Genomic DNA, 13,906 nt, shown 5'->3' on the forward strand with positions numbered 1-13,906 from the left:
TTCATTCCTGCGCCACCGGATGCGGGCGGCGCAATGACTGCTTAACGGCCGTCGCGGTCGGCGTCACCCGGGACGGCGCGCTCGACCTTGTGCCATGCAGCGCGCGAAGCGTGCTTGGCCTGGTCCCAGCTCAGGCGCGAATTGCCCTTGCTGCGTTCCCACTCGGTCGACAGTTCCTGCTCGTGCATGTCGTAGTTGCCCGGATACCGGCCCGCCGAGTTATAGCCCAGCGCATAGGCCGGCTGGTAGTCGTCGTAGGTGTAGCCCGGGGTGTAGTACGGCTGGGTTTGGTACTGGCCGCGCCAGTGGGCATCTTCCTCGGCCGGGTTGACCATCTTGGCCACCCCCTTGCCGGCCATGCCGCCGATCGCTGCGCCGATGCCGGCGCCGGCCACCGCACCCAGCGGGCCGCCGACGGCGCCGCCGATCACCGTGCCGCCCACGACGGCGCCTGCGCCCGCAGTGGCGCCGGTCGCCAGGTGGTGGTCACGCAGTTCGTCGCCCGGCTTCGGGTTGACGACTTCGCCCGTCCCCCGGCCGGCAGCGCCCCCTGCCAGGCCGCCGATCACCGCGCCCGCAGCGGTGCCGATCGGACCAGCCACCGAGCCGACCGCGGCGCCGGCGGCGGCGCCGCCACCCGCACCCACGCCCTGCGCCAGGTTATGGTCGTTCAGGTCGTCGCTTGCCTTCGGGTTCACCACTTCGCCCGCGCCGCGGCCGGCTGCGCCGCCCGCCAGGCCGCCGACCACCGCACCGGCCGCCATGCCGATCGGACCCGCCGCTGCGCCTGCCATGGCGCCGACTGCCGCGCCGGTGCCGGCGCCGGTGCCCTTGGCCAGGTAGTGTTGCGACAGGTCGTCGCCCGACTTCGGATTGACGACTTCACCCACGCCCTTGCCGGCCATGCCGCCGGTGACCGCGCCGATGGCGGCGCCGGCCACGGTGCCGATCGGGCCGGCTGCCGAGCCGATCGCGGCGCCCGCTGCTGCGCCGCCCAGGGCGCCGATGCCGGCGCCGATCACATGGCTACCGCCATTGTCGGTGAACGATTGCTCGATGTGGCGTGCATCTTCGTCCGAACGGGCATTCACGCCCATCACGATGCCGCCGCGCTTGATGCCTTCTTCATAGTGGGCAGCACGGTCTTCCGGAATGCCGGCGCCGATCAGTGCACCGATCAGGCCGCCGGTGATACCGCCGGCGCCGGCGCCGGCCAGGGCCGCTGCCAGCGGGCCGGCCACCACCAGGCCGACGCCCGGCAGCACCAGGGTGGTGCCGACGGCGGCGATGCCTGCGAGCACGGCGCCAATGGTGCCGCCAATGCCGGCGCCAATGCCGGCGCCTTCGGCGGCCTTGCTGCCCAGCTCAGTGTCGGTGTCGGCGAAATGGGTCTTGCGTGCATCGTCCGACATCATCAGGTTGACGTCGTCCTTGCTGTAGCCGCGGGTCGAGATCGAGCTGTAGGCGCGTTCTGCGCTGGCACGGTCAGGGAACAGGCCGGTAACCATGCGGGAATTCTGGTTGTTATTCGAATCGTAGTTGCTCATGGCGAATCCTTTCAGAAGGTTCAGGTGCTGGGTCCTGCAAACGGAAATTGGACTTGCAAGTGTTGAAACCTTATGCGCCGCAACGCACCTCTTCTGTTCGCTGACGCACCCTACCCGATTCTTTTTGCTCAACAGTTCGTGGCGCCTGAACAGGCTTGCAGATTCGCCGTCTAACGTTCGTTGCCGCACCGACCTGAAGGGGACTGGTCTCTAGACTTTTCTCCATGGCCACGGCAATTCAATCGGCCTGGGGGTATGTTTTCTTACACTTGAAGGAGGTACACCATGTTATTCATCATTTGGATCGTTGTCGGTGGCATTCTGGGCTGGCTCGCCAGCATGGTCATGAAAACCGATGCAGAACAAGGCATGATTCTCAACGTTGTGGTTGGTATCATCGGCGCCTTCCTGGGTGGCTGGCTCCTGTCGCCGCTGTTCGGCACCGGTACCATCAACTCCGACGACTTCAGCGTTTCGTCGCTGCTCGTTTCGTTCCTGGGTGCTGTCATCCTGCTGGCTATCGTGAACCTGCTGCGTCGCGGCCGCGTTCGTTAATCAGCAAGTGATTAGCTCTTTCTAAAAACCAACGCTTCATGCGTTGGTTTTTTTACGCCTGCAATCCCGTATGTCCCTACTGTCACCCAAAAGATTCTGGACCATCCTCGTCACGGCCGCGCTCACGCTGGTCGTTGGCGTGCTCGCGCTCAATTTCATGCCGAGCGAAACGCAAATCGAGACCCGCCTGACCCGGCAGTACGACACCAATGACCCGCAGTTCCGCCGCTCGCTTGGCGTCCTGCTCGGTCCGCCCATCCTCGAAGGGAACAAGGTCGAGGTCCTGCTCAATGGCGACCAGATCTTCCCGGCCATGCTGGAAGCGATCCGCTCGGCAGAAAAAACCATTACCTTCGAAACCTATATCTACTGGTCAGGCACGATCGGACGCGAATTCACCGAGGCCCTGATCGAACGGGCCCGCGCCGGCGTCAAGGTGCACGTCATGCTCGATTTCATGGGCAGCATCAAGCTGGACCTGGCCCAGATCGACGCCATGAAACAGGCCGGCGTGCAGGTGCAGCGCTACCACAAGCCGGTTTGGTGGAAGCTGGCGCGCATGAACAACCGCACCCACCGCAAGCTGCTTGTCGTCGACGGCAAGGTCGGCTTCACGGGCGGAGTCGGCATCGCCGACCAGTGGCGCGGCAATGCCCAGGACAAGGATCACTGGCGCGACACGCATTTCCGTATCCAGGGGCCGGTGGTCGGCCAGGTGCAGGCCGTCTTCAACGACAACTGGACCAAGGCCACGGGCACCGTGCTCGACGGCGCCGATTACTTCCCGGCCCTGCAGCACATGGGCGACATGCCGGCCCAGATGTTTTCCAGCTCGCCTACCGGCGGCGCCGAGTCGATGCACCTGATGTACCTGATGGCGATCACCTCGGCGCGCAAGACCATCGACCTGTCGGCGGCCTACTTCGTGCCCGACGACCTCACCATCCGCACCCTGATCGACGCGGCGCGGCGCGGCGTGCGGGTGCGCATCCTGATGCCCGGCGAGATCATCGATTCGGACCTGGTCAAGGCCGCCTCGCGCGAGCGCTGGGGCGACCTGCTGGCTGCGGGCGTCAAGCTGGCCGAATACCAGCCCACGATGTATCACGTGAAGGCCCTGATCGTCGACAACCTGCTGGTGTCGGTCGGCTCGACCAACTTCGACAACCGTTCCTTCAGCATCAACGACGAGGCCAACCTCAACGTCCTGCACGAGGGCTTCGCGCGCGAACAGACCGCCATCTTCGAGGACGACTGGCGGCGCTCGAACCCGGTGACCACAGTCGAATTCCGCGAACGGTCCTGGTGGAAGCGCCTGACGACGGGCCTGGCCTCCGTGTTCAGCGCACAGTTGTAGGACGAGTTTCCATTGGAAAACAGTGTGTTTGTCCGTACGAAATAGTGGTTGACGATGCACATGGGGATTACGGATACTCACGGATGCTCCGCGGAGCCCAAGAGTGTTCCCATCTCCCATAAAGACAGACGCGAATGAAAAAGACCCTCCTCTCGCTGGCCATCCTCACCAGCTTCGCCGCACACGCGGACGAAGGCATGTGGATGCCGCAGCAGCTGCCACAAGTAGCCAAGCAACTGAAAGCCGCCGGCCTCAAGCTCGACCCGGCAACCCTGACCAAGCTGACCGAATTCCCGATGGGCGCGATCGTGAGCCTGGGCGGCTGCTCGGCCTCGTTCGTTTCGCCGCAGGGCCTGGTCGTCACCAACCACCACTGCATCTACAACAGCATCGCCGTCAACTCGACCCCGGAACGCGACCTGCTGGCCAATGGCTTCCTGGCCAAGAGCTTCGCAGAAGAACTGCCGGCCGCCCCAGGCAGCCGCGTCTACGTGACCGAGGAAGTGGCAAACGTCACCAACCAGATCATCACCCCTGAAGTCGCCAAGCTGAGCGGCAAGGCGCGCATCGACGCCATCGAGAAGAACCAGAAGAAGCTGGTGGCCGAATGCGAACAGGCAGCCGGCTACCGCTGCACCGTGGCCAGCTACTACGGCGGCCTGGAGTTCTACCGCCTGAAGCAGCTCGAGATCCGCGACGTGCGCCTGGTGCACGCGCCGGCGGCCGGCGTCGGCAAGTTCGGCGGCGACACCGACAACTGGATGTGGCCGCGCCACACCGGCGACTACGGCTTCTACCGGGCCTACGTGAGCAAGGACGGCAAGGCCGCCGAGTTCTCGAAGGACAACGTGCCTTACCAGCCGAAGCATGTGCTGAAGATCGCGGACCCGAGCGCCAGCGCCAAGGAAGGCGACTTCGTCATGGTGCTGGGTTACCCGGGCCGCACCAACCGCCACCGCCTGCCGTCGGAAGTCGCCTCGACCTTCGACTGGAACTACCCGGCCTTCGTTGCGGCATCGGGCGAGACCCTGGCGATCATCGAGCGCGAGACCAAGAACGACCCGGCCGCCAAGCTGAAGTACGCCGGCCAGATCGCCAGCGTCAACAACTACTACAAGAACCGCAAGGGCATGCTGACCTCGTACGCGAGCAGCGATTTCCTGCAGCGCAAGACGGCCGAGCACAAGGCCCTGAAGGCCTGGGTGAACGCCAACCCGGCCCGCAAGGCGCAGTACGCCGCCGACATCGAAGCGGCCGAACAGCTGATCGCCGAGCGCGACGCCAACGCCAAGAAGGGCTTCTACCTGAACTACGCCCAGCCGCGCTTCCTGTCTTCGGCCCGCTCGCTGTACCGCCTGGCCAACGAGCGCACCAAGCCGAACGCCGAGCGCAAGACCGGCTTCCAGGAACGCGACATGCCGCGCTGGAATTCGGTCATCGCCGGCCAGGACCGCACCTACGACGAAAAGGTCGACAAGGCGCTGGTGCTGAACTTCCTCACCAAGTACAACGCGCAGCCGGCTGCCGAGCATGACGCCGCCTTCGACGCCGCGCTGGGCATCCGTCACGGCATGAGCGAGGCCGAGCTGAAGGCCGCGCTGGACCGCATCTACGCCGGTTCCAGGCTGGCAAACAAGGAAGAGCGCGCCGCCTGGCTGAAGAAGTCGCCGGCCGAATTCCAGGCCTCGAACGACAGCTTCATCAAGGCCGCCGTCGCCATGTACGACGCGTCGATGCGCGATGAAGCCAAGGAAGAGGAACTGGCAGGCAAGATCCAGCAAGCCTACGGCAACTACATGCGCGCCAAGATCGCCTACATGAACAGCAAGGGCCAGGCCGTCTACCCGGACGCCAACGGCACCCTGCGCGTCACCTTCGGCAAGGTCGCCGGTCGTGACGTCGGCGCCGACGGCACCGGTTCCTGGACCGCGTTCACGACCCCGAAGGGCATCGTGGCCAAGCACACCGGCGAAGGCGAGTTCAACGCACCGGCAGCCCAGCTGGCGGCGATCCAGGCCAAGGACTTCGGCAAGTACGTCGATCCGAAGCTGAAGACCGTGCCGGTCAACTACCTGGCGACGCTGGACATCACCGGCGGCAACTCGGGTTCGGCCGCACTGAACGCGAAGGGCGAGCTGATCGGCCTGGCCTTCGACGGCACCCTGGATTCGATCATCTCGGACTGGGACTTCAACAAGGCCATGACCCGCTCGATCCAGGTCGACAGCCGCTACATGCTGTGGAACATGAAGCATGTGGACAAGGCCGACAACCTGCTGAAGGAAATGGGCGTGCAATAAGCACGGTGTGGCGCCTGCGGGCGCTCCCTGAAGCCACGCCGCCGCAAGGCCGCGTGGCTTTTTTGTTCCTGTCTCGCTATGCTGCTCTCATCGACCGACTGCAAGCGAAAGGACACGCATGACGAAGACCTGCTTATACTGCGGCGCGCTGCTCGCGCTGGCATGCTCCGGCTCCCTGGCGCAGGAAGCCCCCGATCAGTATGCGGCATCGCGCGCCATCATCGAAGACCTGACTCGCATCAGCGCCCCGACCGGCGTACAGGAGTCGTACAAGACGCGCATCGGCGGCGTCGACCAGTGGCTCAATGTGCGCGGCCAGGACCGCGGCAACCCGATGATCCTGTTCGTGCACGGCGGCCCGGCCTCGCCGGTGACGCCGACCATGTGGCAGTTCCAGCGTCCGATAGAGGAATATTTCACCGTGGCGAACTGGGACCAGCGCGGCGCCGGCAAGAGCTACGCCGAAGCCGATCCCGCGGCAGTCGCCGGGACCATCCGCATCGAGCGCTACGTCCTGGATGCCATCGAGGTGGCCGAACACCTGAAGGCGCGCTACGGCAAGCGCAAGCTCATCCTGATGGGCCACAGCTGGGGCACCGTCGTCGGCATGCAGGCGGCGCTCAGGCGTCCCGACCTGTTCCATGCCTACGTGGGCATCGGCCAGGTGCTGAACGTGCGCGAGAACGAACGCATCAGCTTCGACTACGCCTACGAGCGCGCCAGGCGCGAGAACAATGTCCAGGCCGTCAGGGAGATGGCCTCGATCGCCCCCTACCCCGGCGACCAGCCGATCACGCGCGAACGCATCATCATCGCCCGCAAGTGGCCGCAGCACTACGGCGGCCTGTCGGCCTTCCGCAGCGAGTCCGGCTACTTCTTCCGCGGGCCGCTGCTCTCGCCCGAGTACACCCCGAGCCAGGTAAAGGACATCGACAGGGGCAACGTGTTGACCCTGGGCCGCGTGCTGCCCGAGTTCCTCGATGTCGATTTTTCAAACGTGAAGCGCTTCCCGATCCCGGTCGTGATGCTCCTGGGCCGCCACGACTACACGACACCGGCGGCGCCGACGGCCAGCTGGATGGAGAAGGTCGACGCGCCCTACAAGCGCGTCGTCTGGTTCGAGCGCTCTGCGCACATGGTGCCGTGGGAAGAGCCGGGCAAGACCCTGGTCAGCCTGCTGGAGGTGGTCAGGCCGCTGGCGAAATAATCGCTTCCAGCTCGGCCGCAATCTGCCGGGCCAGCTGGTGGATATGAAAACCGTCGACGAAGCCGTGGTGGGCCTGCGCCGAGAACGGCAGTTCCAAACGGCCGTTGGCGGCGTCACGGTACTTGCCCCAGGCGAAGGACGGAATGTCGGGCTGCTGGATCGAGGCGCTCGGATGCTGGATCGAAGTAAACGCCAGCCAGGGAATGCAGGTGACGAACACCTGCTCCTTCGCCTGCAGCGGCGTGCGGGCGGCGTACTCCATGTTCAGCGCCGCCATGCTGCCGGCTTCCTCGCGCGCCGCGATGCCGCGTGCGACGAATTCGCGCAGCTCGTCGCTCCAGTCGAACTGGGCGAAGTTCAGGTCATTGTGCTGGTTGACCACGGTGAAGGATGGCATCAGGCGCTCGATGCGGATCACTTCGCCGTCGAGGATGCGGTAGCGGAAGTTCTCCACCTTCAGCACCGAACGCAGCACCGCATACAGCAGCACGTGGAAGGGCGCCAGGCCCTGTTCCTTGCACCAGGGCCGGAAGTCCGGCAGCTCGAGCGGGAAGCAGATGTTCACCGCGGCGCTGTCCATCGCATCGAACAGCGCGAAGCGGTCGCGCCGCCTGTCGAACAGCTCCATTACTGGGCCTTGTTCAGGCGGCTGTGACGCACGCTGTACAGGAAGTAGGTGGCCACGGCCACGCCAATCCAGATGAAGAACACGCGGAAGGTGGCGGGCGACAGGTCCTTCATGATGTACAGGCAGGCCGCAATCGACAGGCCCGGGATCACGTAGGGACCGAAGGGCACGCGGAAGGCGCCCGGTTCGCCGCGGCCCTGCTTGGCGCGGATCACCGGCACCGCGATCGACACGACGATGAAGGCGGTCAGCGTACCCATGCTCACCATGTCCCACAGGAAACCAGAGTCGACCAGGCCGGCCACCGCGCCTACCACGACGCAAACAATGACCGTATTGCTGACCGGCGCCTGGGTGCGCTTGTTCACCTTCTGGAAAGTCTTCGGGATCAGGCCGTCGCGGCTGATGGCGTACAGGATGCGGGTCTGGCCGTAGATCGTCACCAGGGTCACCGAGAACACCGACACCACGGCGCCCGCCGACAGCACCAGCGCCGGCCAGGCCTGGCCGGTGACGTTCTGCAGGATCACCGACAGGCCGGCTTCCTGGCCCGCGAACATGTGCGAAGGCTGGGCGCCCATCGCGGCCACCGCCACCAGCATGTAGAACACGGTGACGATCAGGAGCGCGGCCAGGATCCCGATCGGGACGTTGCGGCGCGGGTTGTTGACTTCCTCGCCGGCGGTGGCAATCGTGTCCAGGCCGATGAAGGAGAAGAACACGGTGCCGGCGGCGGCGGTCACGCCGGCCATGCCGACATAGCCGCTGGCCGCATCGGGGTTGAAGAAGGGGGTGAAGTTGGCGCTGTCAAAACCGGTGAGCGCGATCGCGGCGAAGAAGACCAGGATGGCCAGCTTGATGATCACCATGACGGCATTGGTGGTCGCCGACTCCCTGGTGCCGCGGATCAGCAGGAGGCAGCACATCGCCACCAGGATGATCGGCGGCAGGTTGACGTTGCCGGGATTGACTTGAAGATTGTGGTGATCCGATACGAACATTGGCGAGCGCAGGTGCGCCGGGATCTCCCAGCCGAAGGCATTCACCAGGAAGTTGTTCAGGTAGTCGGACCAGCCGATCGCCACGGCGCTTCCCGCCAGGCCGTATTCGAGCAGCAGGCAGGCGGCGACGATGAAGGCGGCAAACTCGCCCACGGTGGCATAGGCGAAGGAATACGAGGAACCCGCGGCCGGCACGCGGCCGGCCAATTCGGCGTAGCACAGCGCGGTCAGGCCGGCGGTGACGGCGGCCAGCAGGAAGGAGAGGATCACGGCCGGACCGGCCTTCGGCACCGCCTCGACCATCGTGAAGAAGATGCCGGTGCCGATAGTGGCGCCGACGCCGATCATGGTCAGCGGGAACAGGCCGAGCGACCGTTGCAGGCCGCCGCCCGTGCCGTCTTCGTCATGGTGACGTTCAGCCTGTTTGGTACGGATCAGCTTTTGGCCCAGGGTCAAATTCACGGCATGTCCTTTGGTGGCGCGGCCCGTCGCCGCGCAGTTGTCTCACGTCGGCAGCGATATGAACCGCCAATCAAACCAGCGATTATAGGGGTTTTGCGTTGTCTCAATAAAATAGTTTGCGCAAAGATACATTTAAAGAACATCTTTTGATAGAATGGCTGCGTCCGCACTGATTCCCCATCCAGTCCGGACCATTTTTTGGCCTTAAACATGTAATCTCAATACATCAATATAGGAAACAGCATGATCTCGAGCGCTTCCCGCCCCTACATCGACGCATCGGTTCCCGTCCTGCGCGAGCACGGCCTGGCCATCACCACCCTCTTTTACCGCAGCATGTTCGAGGCCCATCCGGAGCTGAAGAACCTGTTCAACATGGGCAACCAGGCCAGCGGCGTGCAGCAGCAGTCGCTGGCGTCGGCGGTGTTCGCCTACGCCGCCAACATCGGCCATGCCGCGGCCCTCGGCCCGGTGGTGAACCGCATCGTGCACAAGCACGCCTCGGTGGGCATCCGCGCCGACCATTACCCGATCGTCGGCCACCACCTGCTCGGCGCGATCAAGACGGTGCTGGGCGATGCCGCCACCGAGCCCCTGCTGAAGGCCTGGGAAGAAGCCTATACCTCGCTGGCGCGCCTCTTGATCGATGCGGAAGCGAAGATGTACGAGGAAGCCGGGGTGCAGCCGGGCGAAACGCGCGCGATGCGCGTGACGGAGGTGGTGCGCGAGAGCGACAACGTGATTTCGATCCGGTTCAATCCGCTCGATGGCGGCGCCCTGCCGCCCTTCAAGGCGGGCCAGTATGTGAGCGTGGCCGTGGACTTCGCGGACGGCCGCCGCCAGCTACGCCAGTACAGCCTGTCGGATGCGCCGGGCGTCGCCACGCCGGGCAAGGACAGCCTGCGCATTTCGGTCAAGCGCGAAGATGGCAGTGCACATCCGGCCGGCGAGGTGTCGACCTGGCTGCACAAGAACGTGAACGTGGGCGGCGTGCTGCACGTGAGCCACCCGTTCGGCGACTTCCTGCCCGATACCGAATCGAACGAGCCGATCGTGCTGCTGTCGGCCGGCGTCGGCATCACGCCGATGATCTCGGCGCTGAACCGCATCGCGATGGTGAATCCGGAGCGCCGCGTGATCTTCGCCCACGCCGCACGCAATGCTGCGCACCACGCGCACCAGGCGGACGTCGCCGCCGCGCAGGCGCGCATGCCGCACCTGCAGGTGGTGAGCTTCTATGAAGAGGAAGAGGCAGCGGGCGTGTTGAAGGGCAAGATGGCGCTCGAGCGCCTGCCGTCGTGGCCACGCAGCGAGACCGACGTCTACCTGTGCGGCCCGCTGCCCTTCATGCAGGCGCAGTGGCATGCGCTGCTGGCGGCCGGCGCCCCGGCAAGCCGCCTGCACCGCGAGGTGTTCGGTCCGGACCTGCTCGACAACCTGCTCTAGGATGCATCGTTTCTCGTAGGGTGGTCGGCTTCGCCGACCGCGCGTTCAACTGACGGATGCGTTGCCACAAAGCCGGGTGGAGCTGGACGCCCGGTCGGCAGAGCCGACCACCCTACAAAATCAATCCAGCAGATGCACGTTGCGGCCGCTGACGCTGCGCTGCGCCGGGTGGCCGTACACGCGGATGCCGCCCGAACCGCCGCCGTGGGCGATCAGCGACTGCTTCACGGTGGCGCGGATGCCGCCGGAACCGTCTGCCGCCAGGTCGGCATCCTGGGTCGTCAGGCCCGCCAGGTCGAGGCTGCCCGAGCCCGCGACGCGCGCATTCAGCGAGCGCACCGCGCCGCCGGCCTGCAGGGCGCCCGAACCGGCCACGCTGGCGCGCACATAGTCGCCGCGGATTTGGCCGATGGTCATGCGGCCGGAACCCGCCAGGCCCAGGTCCGCGCTGGCGCTGCTCAATTCACCCGCATCGAGAACGCCCGAGCCGCTCACGCGTGCGTGCAGGCTGTCCACCTTGCCTGCCAGGCGTACCTGGCCGGAGCCGCTCTTGCGCACCTCGAGCGGCGCACCGGCCAGGTCGCGTACGAAGACCTGGCCCGAGCCGGACGCGCGCACGGCGCTCAGGCGCGGCGTGGTGTAGACGATGCGCACCGGCGTCTTGCTGCGCAGCTGGCGCTCGTTAACGATCTTCAGGGTATTGCCGCTCCCTTCGGTGCGGATATAGGGCAGCAGGTTGCCGTCGGCTTCGACCAGCAGCGAGGGCGCCGGGCCGACGCGCACGTCGACCTGCATCGAGCCGCTCACTTCCAGCTCGCCATGCGCCGCCACCCGGCGCTGGTCGCGCGCCGCGATGCCGTCGCCCTCCACCGTGTCGCTGCTGAAGACACTCCGCATGCGCACGTCGCCGTCGTTCGGCGACACGATGATGGCGCAGCCGCCCAGCGAGGCGATGGCGGCGATGGTGGCGAGGGCAAGCAGGGTACGTGGCGTGCGCATGGGTCAATCCTTCAGGGTGGTTATAGAGTGGTAGCACTGTAACAATCACCCCTGCCCTGCCGCCCGCGCCGTGCGACAAGCTGCAGGAAACGCTGCCTGAGCTGCGGCATCACGGCGCCGGCGATCGCCGGGATCCGCCCTAGCCGGCGCGCATGCTGCCGAACAGCGCCTTGTATTCGCGCGGCTGCGAGCGCCAGTACTGCGGCGGCGCAAACACCTGCTCGCCCAGTTCGGCCGCCGCATGCCATGGCCAGCGCGGGTCGTACAGCATGGCGCGCGCCAGGCCGATGAGGTCGGCCTGGCCCTGCTGCAGGATGGCTTCCGCCTGGCGGGCCTCGGTGATCAGGCCCACGCCGATGGTCGGCACGCCGGTCTCGCGCTTGATGCGCTCGGCGAACCCGAGCTGGTAGCCGGGTCCAACGGGAATCTTCTGCATGGGCGACAGGCCGCCGCTGGACACGTGGATGAAGTCGCAGCCGCGCTCCTCGAGGGCCCGGGCGAAGGCAAGGCTCTGCTCGATCTCCCAGCCGCCGTCGACCCAGTCGGTGGCGGAAATGCGCACGCCCACCGCCATCCCGCGCGGCACTGCGGCGCGCACGGCGTCGAATAGGTCGAGCGGGAAGCGCATGCGGTTCTCGAGCGTGCCGCCATATTCGTCATCGCGGGTATTCGACAGCGGTGACAGGAACTGGTGCATCAGGTAGCCGTGCGCGGCGTGGAGTTCGATGCCGTCCAGGCCCAGCGCCTGGACGCGGCGGGCGGCATCGACGAAACCTTGCTTGATGCGCGCCAGCCCGGCGGCGTCGAGCGCCATCGGCGGCACGTCGCCGTCGGCATGCGCGAGGCGCGACGGCCCGACAGTCTGCCAGCCGCGCGGCTCGCCTGGCGCGATCTGGGCGCCGCCTTCCCAGGGCACGGCGGTCGACGCCTTGCGGCCGGCGTGGGCCAGCTGCACGGCGATCTTGATGGGAGAATAGCGGCGCATGGCACGGATGACGGGCGCCAGCGCTTCCTGGTGGGCGCCGGACCACAGGCCCAGGTCGTCGGGCGAGATGCGTCCCTCGGGCGTGACGGCGGTGGCTTCGATGATCAGGAGGCCCGCGCCGGACAGCGCCAGGCCGCCCAGGTGGATGGTATGCCAGTCCGTGGGCAGGCCGTCGACGGCCGAGTACTGGCACATCGGGGCGATCGCGATACGGTTGGGGAGTTGCAGGGGGCCCAGGGTGACTGGGGAGAAAAGCATGCTGCTCATGAGGCCTCCGCATTTGGGCAAAGGCTTCAGTCTAGCTTGGTGGGGAGTCTGGTGCTGCGACGTCGGTGAAGAACTTGGATCCCGGCCTTCGCCGGGATGACGTTTTGAAGTCGCAGGCCGACAAACCGTCGTCCCGCCAAGTTGGCTGGATCAGCCGATACGCGTGACCATCAGCCCTGCACGCAAGCCCACCCGCACGTCCGGATTCGGAAACACCACCAGCTCCTCGTCATGCTCGACGCGATACACGGTATCCCCGTCGGTGGCGATCACCTCGCCCTTCTTCATCGGCGCGAAGTTCCAGGTCTCGCGCCCCACCGACATCGTGAAAGCGTCCGACAGCTTGATCACCTGCCGCGCCGTCGCGAACACGTGCGGCGCCGGCTTGCCGGCGGCTGCCGGCAAGCCCCGCAGCAGGCGGTCCAGCGCCTCGGACGCATCGGCGAACTGCGACAGGTCGTTCTGCCCCAGCGTCCCGACCCGCCCCAGCTCGACGGTGCTGCCCGCGGCGCCGTGATGCTCCGACGAGTAGTAGCTGTAGGTGCCCACCGACTTCGGGTTCATGATGACGGCGCCGATTGCCGCCTCTCCCAGCCAGTCGATCAGCGCCCGGCGCGGTTCATCCGGAATGATCTCGGGCACGATCGCGAACATCGGATAGTGCGAGGGCCGGATGGCCGTGTGCAGGTCGAGGTGCCAGCGCTGCGGCCCGGCGCCCTCGAAGAAGGCGCAGGTCGCCCGGATCAGCGCATCGGCCCGCCCCGCTTCCGCGGTGCCGGCCAGCGACCCGCGCTCCGCACGGAACATGCGGTTCAGGTCCGCATCGATGAAGCGCTTGCCTTGGGCGATCGCGTCGATGTTTCCGACGCACAGCATCAGGTCGACGGCCAGCGTACGCGGGGTGCGCGACAGGGCTTCGATCAGCCAGGCCACCATCTCGATCGGCCCGGTCTCGTCGCCATGCACGCCCACCGACACCAGCACGGCAGGACGCTGCGCATCCGGCGCAGCGCCTTTCACGCTCAGGATGCCGGGCGCCGGCAGGCTGACAGTAAAGCCGGCCTCCGCGAAGCGCTGCGCGACCGCGCCGAAATCCGCTTCGGCAAGGGCGCGCACCGCTTCCGGCAGCGTTGAGTCAGCAGCGCTGCTCAT

11 protein-coding genes are annotated in these 13,906 nt (G+C 66.2%); 5 read left to right on the plus strand and 6 right to left on the minus strand.

The features are described from left to right. Positions 1-41: 41 nt before the first annotated feature. Positions 42-1,547, minus strand: a complete 1,506-nt coding sequence (locus AC56KL_RS20085; protein ID WP_497181943.1) for a hypothetical protein — start codon at positions 1,545-1,547, stop codon at positions 42-44. 285 nt (positions 1,548-1,832) lie between these two features. On the opposite strand from AC56KL_RS20085, the gene AC56KL_RS20090 reads away from it, so the two are divergent. The 4 genes from AC56KL_RS20090 to AC56KL_RS20105 all read left to right on the plus strand — a co-directional run bounded on the left by AC56KL_RS20090 (position 1,833) and on the right by AC56KL_RS20105 (position 6,966). Continuing rightward, positions 1,833-2,102: a GlsB/YeaQ/YmgE family stress response membrane protein gene (locus AC56KL_RS20090; RefSeq protein ID WP_056336677.1), complete on the plus strand. Its 270-nt coding sequence runs from the start codon at positions 1,833-1,835 to the stop codon at positions 2,100-2,102. Positions 2,103-2,172: 70 nt separating this feature from the next. Next, a complete protein-coding gene (gene cls / locus AC56KL_RS20095) occupies positions 2,173-3,459 on the plus strand; it encodes a cardiolipin synthase (RefSeq protein WP_497181944.1) in 1,287 nt (428 codons plus the stop codon). Positions 3,460-3,593: 134 nt separating this feature from the next. Beyond that, complete coding sequence (locus AC56KL_RS20100) at positions 3,594-5,759, plus strand: S46 family peptidase (RefSeq protein ID WP_497181945.1); 2,166 nt, start codon at positions 3,594-3,596, stop codon at positions 5,757-5,759. Between the two features lie 118 nt (positions 5,760-5,877). Next, entirely contained in the window at positions 5,878-6,966 is a 1,089-nt protein-coding gene (locus AC56KL_RS20105) for an alpha/beta fold hydrolase (protein ID WP_497181946.1), read from the plus strand. Here AC56KL_RS20105 and AC56KL_RS20110 read toward each other — a convergent pair. Both AC56KL_RS20110 and AC56KL_RS20115 read right to left on the minus strand, forming a co-directional pair. Then, positions 6,947-7,594, minus strand: a complete 648-nt coding sequence (locus AC56KL_RS20110) for a CatA-like O-acetyltransferase (RefSeq protein ID WP_497181947.1) — start codon at positions 7,592-7,594, stop codon at positions 6,947-6,949. The genes AC56KL_RS20105 and AC56KL_RS20110 overlap by 20 nt on opposite strands. Further along, on the minus strand, positions 7,594-9,057 hold the full coding sequence (locus AC56KL_RS20115) for an APC family permease (RefSeq protein ID WP_497181948.1): 1,464 nt from the start codon (positions 9,055-9,057) through the stop codon (positions 7,594-7,596). Before AC56KL_RS20115 ends, AC56KL_RS20110 begins: the two co-directional genes overlap by 1 nt. 243 nt (positions 9,058-9,300) lie before the next feature. Here AC56KL_RS20115 and AC56KL_RS20120 point away from each other — a divergent pair, with 243 nt between their 5' ends. Next, positions 9,301-10,503: a globin domain-containing protein gene (locus AC56KL_RS20120; protein WP_497181949.1), complete on the plus strand. Its 1,203-nt coding sequence runs from the start codon at positions 9,301-9,303 to the stop codon at positions 10,501-10,503. 120 nt (positions 10,504-10,623) lie between these two features. Here AC56KL_RS20120 and AC56KL_RS20125 read toward each other — a convergent pair whose 3' ends face one another. From AC56KL_RS20125 to AC56KL_RS20135, 3 genes are all read right to left on the minus strand, one after another. After that, positions 10,624-11,502, minus strand: coding sequence for a head GIN domain-containing protein (locus AC56KL_RS20125; protein WP_497181950.1), 879 nt, complete (start codon positions 11,500-11,502; stop codon positions 10,624-10,626). Between the two features lie 139 nt (positions 11,503-11,641). Beyond that, a complete protein-coding gene (locus AC56KL_RS20130) occupies positions 11,642-12,754 on the minus strand; it encodes an NADH:flavin oxidoreductase/NADH oxidase (RefSeq protein WP_497181951.1) in 1,113 nt (370 codons plus the stop codon). A gap of 150 nt (positions 12,755-12,904) precedes the next feature. After that, positions 12,905-13,906 carry a succinylglutamate desuccinylase gene (locus AC56KL_RS20135; RefSeq protein ID WP_497181952.1) on the minus strand — a complete coding sequence of 334 codons (1,002 nt, stop codon included), beginning with the start codon at positions 13,904-13,906 and terminating at the stop codon, positions 12,905-12,907.

The sequence above is a fragment of the Telluria sp. ZB4P34 genome, from assembly GCF_059686055.1.